At 71.2% G+C, this 17,005-nt stretch carries 18 protein-coding genes; 17 read left to right on the forward strand and 1 reads right to left on the reverse strand.

The features are described 5' to 3' along the window. From M0R80_21375 to M0R80_21385, 3 genes are all read left to right on the forward strand, one after another. Positions 1-526: pyridoxal-phosphate dependent enzyme (locus tag M0R80_21375; GenBank protein ID MCK9462186.1), on the forward strand; the 526-nt coding region annotated here is incomplete at its 5' end. A gap of 1 nt (position 527) precedes the next feature. Then, positions 528-1,520, forward strand: a complete 993-nt coding sequence (locus M0R80_21380) for a serine acetyltransferase (protein MCK9462187.1) — start codon at positions 528-530, stop codon at positions 1,518-1,520. Between the two features lie 39 nt (positions 1,521-1,559). Then, complete coding sequence (locus M0R80_21385; GenBank protein ID MCK9462188.1) at positions 1,560-2,819, forward strand: permease; 1,260 nt, start codon at positions 1,560-1,562, stop codon at positions 2,817-2,819. Positions 2,820-2,870: 51 nt separating this feature from the next. Here the strand turns inward: M0R80_21385 and M0R80_21390 are convergent, their stop codons facing one another. Further along, entirely contained in the window at positions 2,871-3,881 is a 1,011-nt protein-coding gene (locus M0R80_21390; GenBank protein MCK9462189.1) for an ankyrin repeat domain-containing protein, read from the reverse strand. Positions 3,882-3,973: 92 nt separating this feature from the next. On the opposite strand from M0R80_21390, the gene ndhC reads away from it, so the two are divergent. From ndhC to M0R80_21460, 14 genes are read left to right on the forward strand one after another with little or no spacing between them, the layout of a single operon-like run. Then, positions 3,974-4,339 carry an NADH-quinone oxidoreductase subunit A gene (ndhC, locus tag M0R80_21395; protein ID MCK9462190.1) on the forward strand — a complete coding sequence of 122 codons (366 nt, stop codon included), beginning with the start codon at positions 3,974-3,976 and terminating at the stop codon, positions 4,337-4,339. 3 nt (positions 4,340-4,342) lie between these two features. Continuing rightward, positions 4,343-4,813, forward strand: a complete 471-nt coding sequence (gene nuoB, locus M0R80_21400) for an NADH-quinone oxidoreductase subunit NuoB (GenBank protein ID MCK9462191.1) — start codon at positions 4,343-4,345, stop codon at positions 4,811-4,813. Positions 4,814-4,815: 2 nt separating this feature from the next. Continuing rightward, positions 4,816-5,289 carry an NADH-quinone oxidoreductase subunit C gene (locus M0R80_21405; GenBank protein ID MCK9462192.1) on the forward strand — a complete coding sequence of 158 codons (474 nt, stop codon included), beginning with the start codon at positions 4,816-4,818 and terminating at the stop codon, positions 5,287-5,289. An 11-nt stretch (positions 5,290-5,300) separates the two neighbouring features. Then, positions 5,301-6,518: an NADH-quinone oxidoreductase subunit D gene (locus tag M0R80_21410; protein ID MCK9462193.1), complete on the forward strand. Its 1,218-nt coding sequence runs from the start codon at positions 5,301-5,303 to the stop codon at positions 6,516-6,518. Continuing rightward, the gene (gene nuoE / locus M0R80_21415; protein ID MCK9462194.1) at positions 6,515-6,979 is read left to right on the forward strand and encodes an NADH-quinone oxidoreductase subunit NuoE; all 465 of its coding nucleotides are present in this window, start codon (positions 6,515-6,517) and stop codon (positions 6,977-6,979) included. The genes M0R80_21410 and nuoE overlap by 4 nt, the downstream gene beginning before the upstream one ends. Then, the gene (nuoF, locus tag M0R80_21420; protein ID MCK9462195.1) at positions 6,976-8,262 is read left to right on the forward strand and encodes an NADH-quinone oxidoreductase subunit NuoF; all 1,287 of its coding nucleotides are present in this window, start codon (positions 6,976-6,978) and stop codon (positions 8,260-8,262) included. Before nuoE ends, nuoF begins: the two co-directional genes overlap by 4 nt. Beyond that, positions 8,259-9,674 (forward strand): 2Fe-2S iron-sulfur cluster-binding protein, encoded by a 1,416-nt coding sequence (locus tag M0R80_21425; GenBank protein MCK9462196.1) that lies wholly within the window; start codon positions 8,259-8,261, stop codon positions 9,672-9,674. The genes nuoF and M0R80_21425 overlap by 4 nt, the downstream gene beginning before the upstream one ends. Continuing rightward, positions 9,671-10,819 (forward strand): NADH-quinone oxidoreductase subunit H, encoded by a 1,149-nt coding sequence (locus M0R80_21430; GenBank protein MCK9462197.1) that lies wholly within the window; start codon positions 9,671-9,673, stop codon positions 10,817-10,819. Before M0R80_21425 ends, M0R80_21430 begins: the two co-directional genes overlap by 4 nt. Next, positions 10,816-11,394 carry a 4Fe-4S binding protein gene (locus tag M0R80_21435; GenBank protein ID MCK9462198.1) on the forward strand — a complete coding sequence of 193 codons (579 nt, stop codon included), beginning with the start codon at positions 10,816-10,818 and terminating at the stop codon, positions 11,392-11,394. Before M0R80_21430 ends, M0R80_21435 begins: the two co-directional genes overlap by 4 nt. Further along, the gene (locus tag M0R80_21440; protein ID MCK9462199.1) at positions 11,391-11,900 is read left to right on the forward strand and encodes an NADH-quinone oxidoreductase subunit J; all 510 of its coding nucleotides are present in this window, start codon (positions 11,391-11,393) and stop codon (positions 11,898-11,900) included. The genes M0R80_21435 and M0R80_21440 overlap by 4 nt, the downstream gene beginning before the upstream one ends. Beyond that, positions 11,893-12,195, forward strand: a complete 303-nt coding sequence (nuoK, locus tag M0R80_21445; protein ID MCK9462200.1) for an NADH-quinone oxidoreductase subunit NuoK — start codon at positions 11,893-11,895, stop codon at positions 12,193-12,195. The genes M0R80_21440 and nuoK overlap by 8 nt, the downstream gene beginning before the upstream one ends. A gap of 2 nt (positions 12,196-12,197) precedes the next feature. Continuing rightward, entirely contained in the window at positions 12,198-14,072 is a 1,875-nt protein-coding gene (gene nuoL, locus M0R80_21450) for an NADH-quinone oxidoreductase subunit L (protein ID MCK9462201.1), read from the forward strand. Further along, the gene (locus M0R80_21455) at positions 14,065-15,609 is read left to right on the forward strand and encodes an NADH-quinone oxidoreductase subunit M (protein ID MCK9462202.1); all 1,545 of its coding nucleotides are present in this window, start codon (positions 14,065-14,067) and stop codon (positions 15,607-15,609) included. Before nuoL ends, M0R80_21455 begins: the two co-directional genes overlap by 8 nt. Then, on the forward strand, positions 15,606-17,000 hold the full coding sequence (locus M0R80_21460; GenBank protein MCK9462203.1) for an NADH-quinone oxidoreductase subunit N: 1,395 nt from the start codon (positions 15,606-15,608) through the stop codon (positions 16,998-17,000). The genes M0R80_21455 and M0R80_21460 overlap by 4 nt, the downstream gene beginning before the upstream one ends. Positions 17,001-17,005 lie beyond the last annotated feature (5 nt).

A 17,005-nucleotide genomic window follows, 5' to 3' on the forward strand; every position in this document is an offset into this window, starting at 1 on the left:
GTTCTCGAACCACGTCATGCTGCAGCAGTTCGAGAACCCCGCGAACCCGGCGGCGCACAGGGCGCGCACCTCCGAGGAGATCTGGCGGGACACGGACGGCGCGGTGGACGTGGTCGTCGCCGGCGTCGGAACCGGCGGCACGATCACCGGGATCGCCCAGGCGCTCAAGCCGCGCAAGCCGTCGCTTTGCGCCGTCGCGGTCGAGCCCGCGGACTCCCCCGTCCTGTCGGGCGGCGCGCCCGGGCCGCACAAGATCCAGGGCATCGGCGCCGGGTTCGTGCCCGCGGTGCTCGATCGCGGGCTCATCGACGAGGTGATCCGGGTCCGGCACCAGGACGCCGGCGCGACCGCGCGCCGCATGGCGCGCGAGGAGGGGCTCCTCGTCGGGATCTCGTCCGGCGCGGCGGTCTTCGCGGCGCTCGGGCTCGCCGCCCGCCCGGAGCACGCCGGCAAGACGATCGTCGCCATCGCGCCCGACACGGGCGAGCGCTACCTGAGCACCTGGCTCTTCGAAAGCGAGGGGTGACGTGAGCGGGCTGGGACCGAAGTGCAAGACCGACTCGCTCGCGCCCCCGGGCTTCGCGCCGAGCGGCGGGCGCTCCGCCTCGTCCGAACCGTCGCGGCACATGGCGGCGGTCGTCGACGCGCTCTGCGCGCCCGGCCTCTGCGGGAGCTCGCGCGGCCCGCACGGCGGCCCCCTGCCGTCGCGCGACGTCGTCGTCGCGATGGTCGAGGATCTGCGCTCGGTGCTCTTCCCCGGCTACTTCGGCGTCTCGGAGGCGTCGGCCGAGAGCGTGCGCTTCCACGTCGGGGCCGCCCTGGACCACGTGATCCGCGCGCTCACCGAGCAGATCCGCCGCGGCCTCTGCTTCACGTGCCTCGCCGCGCCGGGCGCCGCCTGCGCCGAGTGCGAGGACAAGGCGCGCCGCATCGCGCTCGACTTCCTCGACAGGCTGCCGGAGGTGCAGCGCCTGCTCGCCACGGACGTGACCGCGGCGTACCAGGGCGACCCGGCGGCCTCGACCTCCGACGAGGCGATCTTCTGCTACCCGGGCGTCCTCGCGATCACGAGCTACCGCATGGCGCACGAGCTGTACGGCCTCGGCGTGCCGCTCATCCCGCGGATTATCACCGAGCACGCCCACAGCCTCACCGGGATCGACATCCACCCCGGCGCCGCCATCGGCCCGGCGTTCTTCATCGATCACGGCACCGGCGTCGTCATCGGCGAGACGACGATCATCGGCGAGCGCGTGCGCCTCTACCAGGGCGTCACGCTCGGCGCGAAGAGCCTGCCGCTCGACGAGCACGGCAACCCGGTCAAGGGGATCGCCCGCCACCCGATCGTGGAGGACGACGTCGTGATCTACTCGGGCGCGACGATCCTCGGCCGCGTGACGATCGGCCGCGGCGCGGTGATAGGCGGCAACGTGTGGCTGACCTGGAGCGTCGAGCCGGGCGAGCGGGTCACCCAGGCGTCGGCGACGCGCGAGCGCTTCGCCGGCGGCGAGGGGATATGACCGCCGCGAGGGCGACGTCCGCCGGGCGAGGCGGGCCGCATGCTTGACGCGATCACCGCGATCGCGCTCGCGGCGTTCGCGCTGATCGCCCAGATGGGACCGTACCTCCTGCCCGGCCTCGCGGCGGCGGGCGTCCTCCACGTGATCCTCCCGTTCGGCGCGGTCGCGCGCCACCTCGGCGGCCGCGGCCCCCTCCCGGTCCTCAAGGCGGTCGCCCTCGGCGTGCCGCTGCCGATCTGCTCGTGCGGCGTGCTGCCGCTGGCGGCGTCGCTCAAGAGCTCCGGCGCGCGGAACGGAGCGACGATCGGGTTCCTCGTCACCACCCCGACGACCGGCGTCGACTCGATCCTCGCGACCTACTCGCTCATGGGAGGCGCCTTCACCGCGCTGCGCGTCGCGGCGACGGTGGTGCTCGGGCTGATCGCCGGCTTCGGCACCGCGCTCGTCTCCCACTCCGAGGCGGTGGCGGCCGTCCCGCCCGCGCCGGGAGAGGTCCTGCGCGGGTTCGGCGGCCACGCCGCCGGCGCGCTCCGGTACGCCGTCGTCGAGCTGTTCGGCGGCATCGCGCGGCCGCTCGCCTTCGGCATCGCGCTCGGCGGGCTCATCACCTACGCCCTCCCCGGCGATCTGCTCGAGAGCACGATCGGGCACGGCTTCCTGTCGTACGCGGCGATGGCGGCGATCGGGATTCCGCTGTACGTCTGCGCGAGCGGCTCCATCCCGCTCGCGGTGGCGCTGCTCGCCAAGGGGCTGAGCCCGGGCGCGGCGCTCGTCTTCCTGATCGCCGGCCCCGCGACCAACGTCGCGGCGGTCACGGTCATCGGCAAGATGATGGGGCGGCGGACCCTCGCCGTGTACCTCGCGACGCTGGTGGCGGGCTCCGTCGCCGCCGGGTACGCGGCCGACGCGCTGTTCGCGGCGTTCCCGGCGCTCGTCCCCGCCGCCGCGCTCCAGGGCGGGCACCTGCACGCCGCCGAGGGGCTCGGGCCGTTCGAGATCGCCGCCGGGATCGCCTCGCTCGGGCTCATCGCGTACCACCTCCTCGTGCCGCTGGCGCGCAGGCTGCGCTCCAGGGCCCCTGCGGCCGCCGGGGCCGGCGCCGTGGCGCTCCGCGTGCCGGACATGAGCTGCGACCACTGCGTCCGGACGATCACGGGCGCGCTGGAGAAGGTCGACGGCGTCCGCCTCGTGAGCGCGGACCCCGGGAGCAAGCTCGTCACCATCGAGGCCGATTCGAAGGAAGCCGTCGCCCGCGCGGCGGCGGCGATCCGGAAGGCGGGGTTCAACCCGGAAGACTGAGCGAGCAGTTGGGACCCCGCAATCCCACTCGTCCCCGATGTCCCAGTTGTCCTACTTCTTCTTGTCCCACTTGCGCCGCATCAGCTTCACCAGCTCCCCGTCTCCCCGCCGCTGAGCGATCACGAGCGCCGTCTCCCCCGCGGCGTTCCTGGCGCCGACCTCCGCGCCGCCCGCGAGCAGCGCCTCCGCCCCGCGCCAAGAGCCGATCGCGGCCGCCTCGTGCAGCGGCGTGTTCCCGCGGCCGTCGACCGCGTCGATCTTCGCGCCGGCGTCGAGCAGCACGCCTATCACGACGGCCGGCCCCGGATCCTTGAACCTGGTGCCCGGCTCCATGCCGAGCTCGGCGTCGCCGTACACGTGCACGTGCTGCGGGGCGTAGGCGAACGGGCCCCAGTGGAGCGGCGTGCGGCCGTCATCGTCCCTGGCCTCGAGGTCGGCCTTCGCGTCGATCAGGACGCGCACGGCCTCGACGCGCCTATCGATCACCGCGAGGTGCAGCGGCGTGAAGCCGTCGTTCGCCGCGCGCGGGCTCGGCGCCGCGCCGGCGGCGAGCAGCAGCCCCATGGTGCTCGTGTGCCCGGGCTTGGCCGCGGCGGGGGGCGGCGTGTAGCCCCAGCCGTCACCGGCGTCCGGCGCCGCGCCGCGTCGCAGGAGCTCCTTGACGAACGCGTCCATCCCGCCGCGCGCCGCGAGCGCGAGCGCGTTTCCGGGGATCGCCGCCCCCGCCGCGAGCAGCGCGAACGCCATGTCGTCCCGCTCGAACTCGAGCGCCCACATGAGCGCGGCCCCGTAGGGCCTCGCCTCGGCCGAGACGACCTCGGGGTGCGCGGCGACGAACGCGTCGAGCTCGTCCCGCGGCGCGGGATTGCGGGCGAGCGCGTCGAGCTCCCTGATCGCGTCCTCGCCGGACATCCGCGGCGGCGCGATCGGCCCCTGCGGCTCCGGCGGCTCCGGCTCGACGGCCGGGGCCTTGGCCTGCGCCCGCTCCGGCACGCTGGGCGCGCAGCCTGCGAGCAGAACGGCGAACGCGCTATACCCGAACCGCCGGACGAAGGGCCCCATGCGAAGGATCGTACTCCAGTCCGGAAAACCAGGCCTTGATTTCTCCCGGACAAGCCCAATACTCTATGCCCGATCGGAGGCGCGGCGCGGCGATGAACCCCTATCTGGCATTCCTCATCTACCTCGTGGCCATCCTGGGCTTCGTCGCGATCGCGCTCCTCCTCAACCGCGTGCTCGGCCCCAAGCCCGCGCGCTCGGCGCTCAAGCAGGAGCCGTTCGAGTGCGGCGCCACGCCCGCGGATCCCGTGAACGTCAGGCGCATCCCGGTCAAGTACTACGCGGTCGCGGTCGTCTTCGTCGTCTTCGACCTCGAGGCGGTCTTCCTCTTCATCTGGGCGCTCGCCGCGCAGCCGGTGACCGACTTCATGCTGGCCACCTTCGGCGTGTTCACGGCGCTGCTCGTGCTCATCCTCGCGGTCGTCTGGCGCTCGGGGATCCTGCGCGACGTGACGGAGTGACGGATGGCGCTCGACTACCTCACCACGAAGAAGGACGAGCTCGTCGGCTGGGCGCGGAAGTTCTCGCTCTTCCCGTACCCGTTCGTCACCGCCTGCTGCGGCATGGAGTACATGTCGGTCAGCGCGACCCTCTACGACCTCGACCGCTTCGGCGCCGCGCTCCCGCGGTTCTCCCCGCGGCAGGCGGACCTGCTGATGATCGTGGGCACGATCTCGCACAAGCAGGCGCCGATCGTCCGCAAGGTCTACGAGCAGATGTGCGAGCCCAAGTGGGTGATGGCGTTCGGCGTGTGCGCCACGAGCGGCGGCTTCTACCGGAACTACGCGGCCGTTCCGGGCGTCGACAAGATCATCCCGGTCGACGTGTACGTCCCGGGCTGCCCGCCGCGGCCGGAGATGGTGATCGACGCGATCATGAAGCTCCAGGACAAGATCGCCCGGGAGCGGCACCCGATCGTCGGGGAGCGGTTCTGACGATGCGCGCGAGGCACCTCGAGGAGCTCCGGGACAGGCTCGCGCCGGACGCGAAGGCGGCGGCGGTCTCCCACGGGACGCTCGCGCTCGAGCTCGAGCCCGCGCGGCTCCTCGCCACGGCGTCGCGGCTGCGCGACGAGCTCGGGTTCGATCTCCTGCTCGACGTGACCGCCGTGGACTGGCTCGGACGAGTCCCGCGGTTCGAGGTGGTCCACCACTTCTACTCGACCGCGCGGTTCGTCCGCGTCCGGCTGAAGCAGCAGGTGCCCGAGGAGGACCCGACCGTCGACACGCTCACCGGGCTCTACGGCTCCGCGCGCTACATGGAGCGCGAGTGCCACGACATGTACGGGATCGCCTTCCGCGGCAACCCGGATCTGCGGCCGATCCTGCTCTACGAAGGGTTCGTCGGCCACCCGCTGCGCAAGGACTACCCGAAGGACCGGGAACAGCCGCTCGTTCCCTACAGGAAGTGACGGAGCGAAGAGTGGAGACGCGGCTTCCCAACCCGATCCGGCCCGCCTTCGAGCCCCTCGATGACGAGGAGCTCCAGGTCGTCTCCATCGGGCCGTCGCACCCGACGACGCACGGGACCATCCAGATCATCGCGGCGCTCGACGGCGAGAAGGTCGTGCGCGCCGACGTCCACTGCGGCTACCTGCACCGCGGCTTCGAGAAGGAGTGCGAGGATCACACCTGGCACAACCTCATCCCGTACGTCGACCGGCTCAACTACTGCTCGGCGCTGATCAACAACTTCGCCTACTGTGAGACGGTGGAGGCGCTGTGGGGGATCGAGATCACGCCGCGGTGCCGCTGGCTGCGGACGCTGCTCTCGGAGTACGCCCGCATCGCGGACCACCTGACGTGCGTCGGCGCGATCTTCATGGAGCTCGGCGCCATGACGCCGTTCCTCTACCTCATGACGCTGCGCGACTACATCTACGAGCACCTCGCGAACCTCACCGGCGCACGCGTCACCCACTCCTACGGGCGCATCGGCGGCATGGCGCGCGACCTGCCCGACGGCTGGCTCGGCCGGCTCGAGGAGATCCTGCGCGAGTACGAGACCTTCGTCGGCCGCGCGCACGCCATGATGGATCGCAACCGCATCTTCATCGACAGGACGCGCGACGTCGGCGTCCTCACGACCGCGGAGGCGCTCCACTGGGGCTACACGGGCCCGATCCTCCGCTCCACGGGCGCGCCGCGCGATCTCCGGAAGGACACGCCGTACCTCGCGTACGCGGAGCTCGACTTCGAGGTGCCGGTCGGCATCAAGGGCGACAACTACGACCGCTACTTCGTCCGGATGCGCGAGATGGACGAATCGGTGCGCATGATCCGGCAGTGCGTCGCAGCGCTGCCGGCGGGGCCGCTGGACGTGGACGATCACAGGTTCATGCTCCCCCCGAAGCGGCTCGTCTACTCGGAGATCGAGTCGCTCATCGATCACTTCAAGCTCGTCATGGAGGGCCCGAAGGTGCCGGCCGGCGAGGTGTACACGGCCCACGAGTCGGCGAACGGCGAGCTCGGGTTCTACGCCGTGAGCTGCGGGGAGGGCCGGCCGTACAAGCTCCACGTGCGCTCCCCGAGCTTCGTCCACATGGGCGGCATGCACCGGCTCCTCGAGGGCGGGCAGTTCGCGGACATCGTGCCGACGTTCGGGTCGATGAACATGATAGGCGGGGAGTGCGATCGATGAAGCGCCTCATCCCGGAGCTCGAGGCCTTGAAGGCCCGCCTCCCGAAGGGGAGCGAGTCGTCGCTCGTGATGCCCGCCCTGCACCGCATCCAGGAGGAGCGCGGCTTCGTCGCCGACGAGGACGTCGCGCAGCTCGCGGCCTATCTCGGCGTCCCGCGCGTGCGGATCGACGAGGCGCTGACCTTCTACACGATGTTCCGCCGCGAGCCCATCGGCCGGCACCACGTCCAGGTCTGCCGCAACGTCTCGTGCTCGATGAACGGCGCCGAGCGCCTGCTCGGGCTCCTCGAGGAGAGGCTCGGCGTCGCGCCCGGAGGGACGACGCCCGACGGCCGCGTCACGCTCTCGACCGTGGAGTGCCTCGCGTCGTGCGGCACCGCGCCGGTGATGGTCGTGGACGGGGCGTACCACGAGCGGGTCACCCCCGAGCGGCTCGACGAGATCCTGGAGGCGCTCGAATGAGGGCGTTCGAGAAGCGGCTCCAGAGCTTCGAGGTCACGGAGACCTCCCACACGCTCGCGGCGTACCGCTCGCGGGGCGGCTACGGCGCGCTCGCCAAGGCGCTGCGCTCCATGAAGCCCGCGGACGTCACGAAGGAGGTCTACGACTCCGGCATCCAGGGCCGCGGCGGCGCGGCGTTCCCGATGGGGCGCAAGTGGCAGGTCGTGAAGCCGGACGACGGCCTCGAGCACTTCCTGTGCGCCAACGCGGACGAGGGCGAGCCCGGGACGTTCAAGGATCGCTGGATCCTGGAGAACGCGCCGCACCTCCTGCTCGAGGCGATGGCGATCGCCTGCTACGCGATCGGCGCGCACCACTGCTTCATCTACATGCGCGGCGAGTTCGATCTGTCACGGCGCCGGGTCGAGGGCGCGCTCGAGGAGGCGTACGGCGCCGGCCTCCTCGGCGAGCGGATCCTCGGCACGCCGTTCTCGTGCCATGTCGTGCTCGTGCGTGGCGCCGGGGCGTACGTGTGCGGGGAGGCGTCGGGGCTCCTCTCCTCCGTCGAGGGGAAGAAGGGGTACCCGCGCAACCGGCCGCCGCGACTCACCGTCCGCGGCCTCTTCCAGAAGCCGACCGTGATCAACAACGTGGAGACGCTCTCGAACATCCCGTGGATCATCGACCACGGCGCCGCGGCGTACCGCGCGCTCGGCACGCCCAAGAGCCCGGGCACCCGGCTCGTCTCGATCTCCGGCCACGTCGTGCGCCCCGGGGTGTACGAGATCCCGTTCGGCACGCCGCTCGACGAGTTCATCTACGAGGACTGCGGCGGCGTGACGGGCGGCCGCGCGCTCAAGGCGGTCGTTCCGGGAGGGATCTCCACGAAGGTTCTCGTCGCAAAGGAGATCGCCGGGCTGCCCATGGATCACGCGTCGCTCGACGCGGCCGGATCGTCGCTCGGCTCGGGCGGCATGATCGTCATCGCCGAAGGCACCTGCATGGTCCGCCTGCTGCAGGTGATGCTCCGCTTCTACCACCACGAGTCGTGCGGCCAGTGCACGCCCTGCCGCGAGGGCACGGGCTGGATGCACCGCATCGTCGACAGGATCGCGGCCGGCCGCGGCGCGGCCGGCGACATCGATCGGCTGATCCACGTCTCGCACTTCAACGACGGCACGACGATCTGCGGGCTCGGCGACGCGGCGGGCTACGCGACGGTCGGGATCCTCGACAAGTTCCGGGACGAGTTCGAGCACTTCATGGCGCACGGCCGCTCGCGGTGCGGGGGGAGCCTCGCATGACGCGGATCTTCCTCAACGGGCGGGAGATCGAGGTCGCGGCGGACACGACCGTGCTGCGCGCGGCGCTCGACAACGGCGTCTACGTCCCGTACTTCTGCTGGCACCCGCGGCTCTCGGTCGCCGGCAACTGCCGCATCTGCATGGTGGAGGTCGAGGGCAAGGGGCTGGACATCGCCTGCAACATGCCGGTGAGCGAGGGGATGAAGGTCCTCACCGACTCCGACGAGGTGCGCGCGGCGCGCAAGGCGATGATGCAGTTCCTCACGCTCAACCACCCCGTGGACTGCGGCATCTGCGACAAGGCAGGCGAGTGCACGCTCCAGGACTACCACTTCGCGTACAACGGCGCGCCGTCGATCTCGGCCGAGCCCAAGGTCCGCGCGACCAAGTTCCACGATCTCGGCGACCGCATCCTCATCGACAACGAGCGCTGCATCGTCTGCTCGCGGTGCGTCCGCTTCACCCACGAGGTGTCGCGCTCGAAGGCGCTCGGTATCCAGGGTCGCGGCGACACCTCCCTCGTGCGGTGCGAGGAGGGGCGGCGGTTCGACGACCCCTACTCGGACAACGTGATCGACCTCTGCCCGGTGGGCGCCCTCCTCTCCCGCTCCTTCCTCTACAAGGCGCGGGTCTGGTTCCTCGAGGCGACGCCGTCCGTGTGCCCGGGTTGCGCGCGCGGCTGCGCGATCCGGATCTGGCACCTCCGGGCCGACCGGCGCCTCCAGCGCCTCGATCCGCGGCGCAACCTAGAGATCGCCCGCGTGACGCCGCTCGACGACCCGGCGGTCAACGGCCCGTGGATCTGCAACAAGGGGCGCGACCTCGCGGCGATCTTCGAGCGCCCGCGCGCCGATCAGGCGATGCTGCGCGGAAGGCCCGTGCCGCTCGCGGAGGCGATATCCGAGGCGCGCCGCCTCGTCGACGGGGCGAAGAGGCGGACGGCGCTCGTCTCGAGCTGGGGCTCGGACGGGGAGCTCGCCGCGTTCCGCGATCACCTCGCGGCGCGGTTCGACGTGCGCGTCAAGCCGGACCACGTCCCGCAGCCCGGGGAGATCGTCGAGGACGACATCCTGATCCGCGCGGACAAGAACCCGAACACCCGGGGCGCACGGGCGCTGTTCGGCGAGAGGCCCGTCGCCTTCGAGCCCGGCACCGATCTCGTGCTCGTCTGGGGCGAGGGGTTCGACTACTCGCGCGTGCCGGCCGGCGCCAAGGTCGTGCTCCTCGGCTCGTACCTCGCGCCGGAGAACGGCGCCGCGGACGTCTTCCTGCCGATCTCCGTCCAGACCGAGCGGGACGGCTCCTACACCAACTCCGACGGGATCGCGCGCCGCTTCGAGGCGTGCTTCCCGCCCGGAGAGACGATCGCCCACGCCGCCGACCTGTTCGCCGCGATCGGAGGCCGGCCATGATGCGGGATCTCGTGGTCGTCCTCGTCTTCATCAGCTACGCGATCCTCGTGCTGCTGCTCTTCGGCGTGCTCCTCACCTGGGTCGAACGCAAGCTCGCGGCGGTGATGTCGGACCGGATCGGCGCGAACCGCTGCTACCTCCGGCTCCCGTTCACGCGGTTCCGGATCATCTGGCTCGGGCTGTTCCAGGCGGTCGCCGACGGCCTCAAGATGCTGCTCAAGGAGGACTTCCGCGCGGACGCGCACGACCGCTTCGGCTACGCGATCGCGCCGTGGCTCGTCTTCACGCCGGTGCTCCTCGTCTTCGCGGTGGTGCCGTTTGGCGGCGAGATCGTCCCCTCGGAGCTGCTCGACTTCTCGCCCGGCGCGGCGGCCTGGTTCGGCGGCGAGCGCTACGAGATGCAGATCGCGCGGCTCGACGCCGGGCTGCTCGTGGTGTTCGCGTTCGGCGGCCTGACGGTGATAGGCAGCCTGCTCGCGGGCTGGTCCTCGGGGAACAAGTTCTCCCTGCTCGGCGCGGTCCGCGCGGGCGCGCAGATGATCTCCTACGAGGTCGTGATGGGGCTGTCCGTGCTCGGCCTCGTGCTGCTCTACGGCACGGTCGACCTCATCGATATCGTCCATCAGCAGTCGGGCTCCCTCCTCGGCTTCCTCCCGGCGTGGGGGATCTTCCTGCAGCCGTTTGCGGCGATCCTGTTCCTCACCGCGGCGATGGCCGAGAACAAGCGCGTCCCGTTCGACCTGCCGGAGGCGGAGTCCGAGCTCATCGCCGGCTACTTCACCGAGTACAGCGCGATGAAGATGGGCCTGTTCATGTTCGCCGAGTTCATCGAGGTCGCGGTGATCGCCGCGCTGTTCACGACGCTGTTCCTCGGCGGCTGCAACCTGCCCTTCCTCGGCGACGCGGGGTTCGCGTTCCCGGGCGGCGGCACCGTCGCCCTGCCCCACGGCGCGGTGGTCGCGATCCAGCTCGCCGTCTTCCTGGCCAAGGTGTTCCTCGTCTCGGCGTTCCAGATCCAGGTGCGGTGGTCGCTGCCGCGGTTCCGCTACGATCAGCTGCTCCGCTTCGGCTGGACGTTCCTCTTGCCGCTCGGCATCGTGAACCTCACGGCGACCGCCGTGATCTCGTGGGCGGGGTGGGTATGATGGATCTCGGGCGCCGCAAGAGCTACTGGAACCGCCCGACCCTGGGCCTCTGGGAGCGGTCGTACCTCCCCGAGGTGCTGCGCGGCCTCGCGGTGACGGGCGGCGTCATCGCGCGGAACCTGGCGCGCTGGCTCACGTTCCGGAAGGGCGCGCTCACCGCCCGCTACCCGGAGGAGCGCCGCGCCGACTACGCCGCCGGCAACCGTGGCAAGCACGTCCTGACGACGCGACCGGACGGACGGCCGCAGTGCATCGCGTGCATGCTGTGCGCGACGGCCTGCCCCGCGCGCGTCATCGAGATCGAGGCCGCCTTCGATCCCGCGGACGCGGCGCACCCCAAGCACCCGGCGCGCTTCGAGATCGACTACTCGCGGTGCGTCTTCTGCGGGCTGTGCGTCGAGGCGTGCCCGGAGGACGCGATCCGCATGCCGCAGGACGTCCCGGACCTGCCGTCCCACGACCGCGGCGAGATGTGGCTCTCCCGCGACCACCTGCTCGGCTGGTGCCCGCGCTCCGACGCGGCCAAGCCCTACCCGCCGGGCCCGGCGGGCGGCGGGGAGGGAGGCTCCCTTTGAGCGCGGCGACAGAGACCATCCTCCTCTGGTTCTTCGCGGGCGCGGCGGCGCTCGGCGCGGTGGTGATGCTCTTCGCGCGCCACCCGATGCGGGTCGCCCTGTCCCTCGTCGGCGTCATGCTCGCACTCGCGGGCGTCTTCGCCGTGCAGGGAGCCCACGCGATCGCCGTCTTCCAGGTGCTGATCTACGTCGGCGCGGTGATGGTCTTCATGGTCTTCGTCATCATGCTGCTCGACCTGCGCGATCCGTCGTTCACGCGCCGCGCCTCGCGGCTGCTCGTGCCCGGGGTGGCCGTCGCGACACTGTTCCTCGCCGCGCTCCTCGCCCTCGTCTCGACGGCGCCGGCCGGCGCGCCCGCTGACACCGGGACGTTCGCGCTCGAGCCGTTCTCGGCCGCGTTCCTCGAGGAGCACTGGCTCGAGTTCGAGCTCTCCTCCGTGCTCCTGCTGGTGGCGGTCCTCGCCGTGCTCGCCGTCGTCAAGGGGAGCGGGAGGGACCATGGATAACACGCAGATGCTCGTCGCGCTCGGCGCGATCCTGTTCGTCCTCGGGCTCCTGGGCGTCGTGGTGCGGCGCAACCTGCTCGTCGTGCTCATGTGCCTCGAGCTCATGCTCAACGGGGTCAACGTGGAGCTCGTGACGTTCTCGAGGATGCACGGCTCGACCGCGGGGGGCGTCCTCGTGTTCCTCGTGTTCGTCGTCGCCGCGGCGGAGCTGGCCATCGCGATCCCGATCGTGCTGCTGCTCGTGCGGCGGAAGCGGACCCTGGACGCGGACGCGTTCAGGGATCTGAAAGGATAGGCATGCCCTGGCTCGGCCTCATCGTCGCCCTGCCCCTCCTCGGGTTCGCGCTCAACGGCGCGCTGGGGCAAAGGCTCGGCAAGCGGTTCGTCACCGCGGTCGGCTGCGGCCTGCCGATCGCGGCGGCGCTGATCGCGGCGCGCTGCTTCCTCGCGCTCCTCGACACCGGCACGCCCGTCTCCGAGACCGCGTTCACCTGGGCCGTCGTGGGCGGCTACGCCTTCGAGGTCTCGTTCTGGTTCGACCGGCTCTCGGCGGTGATGGCGCTCGTCGTGACCGGCGTCGGGTCGCTCATCCACGTCTACTCCACGGGCTACATGAGGGACGACGAGAGCTACGCGCGCTACTTCGCGTACCTGAACCTCTTCCTCTTCTTCATGCTGCTCCTCGTGCTCGGCCGGTCGATGCTCGTGCTGTTCGCGGGCTGGGAGGGCGTCGGGCTCACGTCGTACCTCCTGATCGGGTTCTGGTTCGATGATCCGGCGAAGGCGAAGGCCGGCAAGAAGGCGTTCATCACGAACCGCGTGGGCGACGCCGCGTTCCTCGCCGGGATGTTCCTCTTGTACGGCGGGCTCGGCACCCTCGACATGGTGCGGATCAACGAGGCGTTCCTCGCGGGCCCCGTGCCCGCGGTCTCGGCCACGCTGGTCGGCCTCCTCCTTTTCGCGGGGGCCACCGGCAAGTCGGCGCAGATCCCGCTCCACGTCTGGCTGCCGGACGCCATGGCCGGCCCGACGCCGGTCTCGGCGCTCATCCACGCCGCGACGATGGTCACGGCCGGCGTGTACATGGTCGCGCGGCTCAGCGGCGTCTACCTCCAGGCGCCCGAGGCGTCGCAGGTCATCGCGGTCGTCGGCGCGGCCACGGCGCTGTTCGCCGCGACGATCGCGATCGCGCAGACCGACATCAAGAAGGTGCTCGCGTACTCGACGATCTCGCAGCTCGGCTTCATGTTCCTCGCGCTCGGCGTCGGGGCGTACGGGTTCGCGGTCTTCCACCTGATGACCCACGCGTTCTTCAAGGCGTGCCTCTTCCTCGGCGCCGGGAGCGTGATCCACGCGCTCGGGGGCGAGCAGGACATCAGGAAGATGGGCGGCCTGTGGCGCAAGATCCCGGTGACCTTCGTCACCTTCGCCGTCGCCACCGCGGCGATCGCGGGGATCCCGGGGCTGGCCGGCTTCTTCTCCAAGGACGAGATCCTCCTGTTCGCGTTCGGCAGCTCGGCCGGCGGGGCTCCCTACCTGTGGGGCATCGGCGCCGTGACGGCGCTCCTCACCGCGCTCTACATGTTCCGGCTCCTGTGGCTCACGTTCTTCGGCGCGCCGAGGATGCCCCCCGAGGTGGAGCACCACGTGCACGAGTCGCCCCTGTCGATGACGGGCGTGCTGGTCGTCCTCGCGCTGCTCTCGGTGGGCGGCGGCTACCTCCACGTGCCGCAGTTCCTCGCGCCGGTGCTGCCGATCCCGGCGCTCACCGAGGCGGGCGAGCACGCCGAGCGCGCGCTCATGGGGATCTCCATCGCCATCGCGCTGGCCGGGCTGGCGCTCGCCTGGTTCTTCTTCTCCAAGGGCGCCGCACGGGCGCAGGCGGCGCAGAGGGCGCTCTCGCCGCTGCACAAGCTGCTCGCCGACAAGTGGTACGTCGATGAGCTGTACGGGCTCGTCGTCATCAGGCCGCTGCACGCGATCTCCGACCGCCTGTTCCTCCGCGTCGGCGATCGGATTCTCTTCGACGGCTCGCTGCACGGGCTCGCCGCGCTCGCGCGCCACGGCGCCCGGCTGCTCTGCCGCGTGCAGACCGGCAGCCTCCACCTCTACGCGCTCCTCGTGCTGTTCGGCGGGGCGGCGCTCCTCCTCTTGAGGTGGCTCCATGGCTGAAGCGCTCGTCCTCAACGCCCTCGTCTACCTCCCGCTCGCGGGGCTGCTCGCGATCCTGCTCGTGCCGCGCCGGCGGGAGGGCGCCGCGAAGTGGATCGCGCTCGCCGCGACGACGATCCAGCTCGGCCTCGGTTGCCTCCTGTACGCGCGCTTCGACGGCTCGAACCCCGGGCTGCAGTTCGTCACCGACCTGCCGTGGATCGCCGCCTGGGGCGTGCACTACATCGTCGGGCTCGACGGCCTGAACCTGCTCCTCGTCCTCCTGACCGTCTTCCTGGGCCCCCTCGTGGTGCTCGGCTCGTTCACCGCGATCCGCGCGCAGATCCGCCTGTTCTACTCGATGCTGCTGCTCGTGCAGTTCGCGATGCTCGGCACTTTCGCCGCGCAGGACCTGTTCCTCTTCTTCGTCTTCTGGGAGGCGATGGTCGTCCCGATGTTCTTCATCATCGGGATCTGGGGTGGCGAGCGGCGGGTCTACGCCACGATGAAGTTCGTCCTGTACACGGCGGCGGGCAGCATCCTCATGCTCGCGGCCGCGATCTACCTCGTCGTCGCCGGGCACGCCGCGACCGGGAGCTTCTCCTTCGCCTTCGAGGATCTCTACCGCCTCGCGCTCCCGTTCGAGGCGCAGGCGATCATGTTCGCCGCGTTCGCGATCGCCTTCGCCATCAAGGTGCCGATGGTGCCCCTGCACACCTGGCTCCCCGACGCGCACGTCGAGGCCCCGACCGCCGGCTCCGTGGTGCTCGCGGGCGTGCTCCTCAAGATGGGCACGTACGGCTTCCTGAAGCTCGGCCTGCCGCTCTTTCCGGACGCCGTGCGCGCGGCCTCCCCGGCCCTCATGGCGCTCTCCACCGCGGGGATCCTCTACGGCGCGTGCCTCGCGCTCGTGCAGACCGACATCAAGAAGATCGTCGCGTACTCCTCCATCAGCCACCTCGGCTACGTCATGCTCGGGCTCTTCAGCTTCAGCCTCCTGGCGGTGCAGGGCGCGGTGATCCAGATGATCAGCCACGGGCTCGTCGCCGGCGGCCTGTTCCTGATGGTGGGCATGATCTACGAGCGCCGGCACACGCGGGATCTCGCCGCCTACGGCGGGCTCGCCAAGATCATGCCGATCTACTCCGTGTTCTTCATGCTGCTCACGCTCGCCTCCATCGGGCTGCCCGCCACGAGCGGCTTCACGGGCGAGTTCATGGTGCTGCTCGGGAGCTTCACCGAGTCGCTGCGCGTCTACCGGGAGACCGGCGCGACGCTCCCGCTCGCGGCGAGCGCCGCCGCCATCGCCGGCGTGGCGATCGGCGCCCTGTACATGCTCTGGCTCGCGGAGCGCTTCCTGTTCGGCAAGCCGCGGGTCGAATGCGCCCCGCCAGCTGATCTGGGCCGCCGCGAGAAGCTGATCCTCGGGGCGATCGTGGCCGCGATCTTCTGGATCGGCCTCTACCCGCAGCCGCTGCTCGAGAAGACCGAGCCCGCGGTCCACCGCCTGCTCGATCTCGTGGCGGCCGCGCGGACGGACGACGGGGGGGCGCCATGATCCTGCGCGACGCCCTCCTCGCCATGCTGCCGGAGCACGTCCTGCTCGCCGGCATCGTCCTCCTCCTCGTCGCGGAGATCGCGGCGCTGCCCGGGCGCGCGGCGGCGCCCATCGCGCTCGTCGCCGTCGTCGCGGCGGCGGGCGCCGGCCTCTGGCTCTCGGCCACCGGGTTCACGGCGGCGCCGTTCGAAGGCGCGTACGCGATCGCGCCGTTCGGGAGCGCGGCGAAGGCCATCCTGCTCGTGCTCGCGGTGCCGATCCTGCTGACCGCGCCCGGCGATCTCGCCGGGTACCGCGCCTACGCCCTCGTGCTCTCCTCGCTCTACGGCGCGCTCCTCATCAACGGCGCCGAGAGCTTCACGATCCTGTTCGTCGGGATCGAGCTCATGTCGCTGCCGGTGTACGCCCTCGCCGTGGTCTCCTTCAGGCGCGACGAGGGCGCCGAGGCCGCGCTCAAGTACCTCGTGCTCGGCGGCGCCGGCTCGGCGATGCTCCTCATGGGCGCGGCGCTCGTCTTCGGGAGCGGCGGCGATCTCTCCCTGGCCGCTTTCGCCGACGCCCTCGTCGCCGAGGATCTCCTCGCCCGGGCCGGCGTCGCGCTCGTCGTCGGCGCCCTCTTCGTGAAGGCCGCGATCGCGCCGTTCCACGCCTGGGCGCCGGACGTCTACGAGGCCGCGAGCGTGCCCGTCACCGCGTACATGGCGGTGGTGGTCAAGGCCGCCGTCCTGTTCGCCGCGCTCCGGCTGTTCCGCGCGGCCGCGCTCCCGGTCGAGCTCGTCGATCTCGTGGTGCTGTTCTCGCTCGCCTCGGTCGTCTGGGGGAACCTGGCCGCCATGCGGCAGGCGAGCCTCAGGCGCACGATCGCGTACTCGTCGATCGCCCACGCCGGCTACCTCTTCTACGCGTTCCTCGATCCCGGCCCCGGGCGCCCGGCGGCGATCGCCTTCTACGCGATCGCGTACGGGCTCTCGAACCTGCTCGCGTTCGCCGCGATCCCGCCCGCCGAGGACGACGCGGCGCGCGACCGGCTCGAGGATCTGCGGGGCCTCTTCTCGCGCCGGCCGTTCGCGGCGATCGCGATAGCGATCGCGATGCTGTCGCTCGCCGGGGTCCCGCCCCTGCCCGGCTTCACGGCCAAGTTCTTCCTGTTCAACAACGCCATGATCGCGGGCTACACGGCGTACGCCGTCGCGGGCCTCGTCGCGAGCTACCTCGGGCTGTACTTCTACCTGCGCGTCATCCAGATCCTGTTCGCGAGCCCGTCCGAGGCGGCGGCCGGCGAGCCCCGCGGGCTGCGCGCGGCGGCGCTCGTCGCGACCGTCCTGTGCCTCGTCGGCACGCTGCTCCTGTCCGTCCTCCCGGGGTGGCTCGTCGACCGCCTCGCCGGCTGATCCGG

Source organism: Pseudomonadota bacterium, assembly GCA_023229365.1.
Classification (GTDB): Bacteria; Myxococcota_A; Polyangia; order JAAYKL01; family JAAYKL01; genus JALNZK01.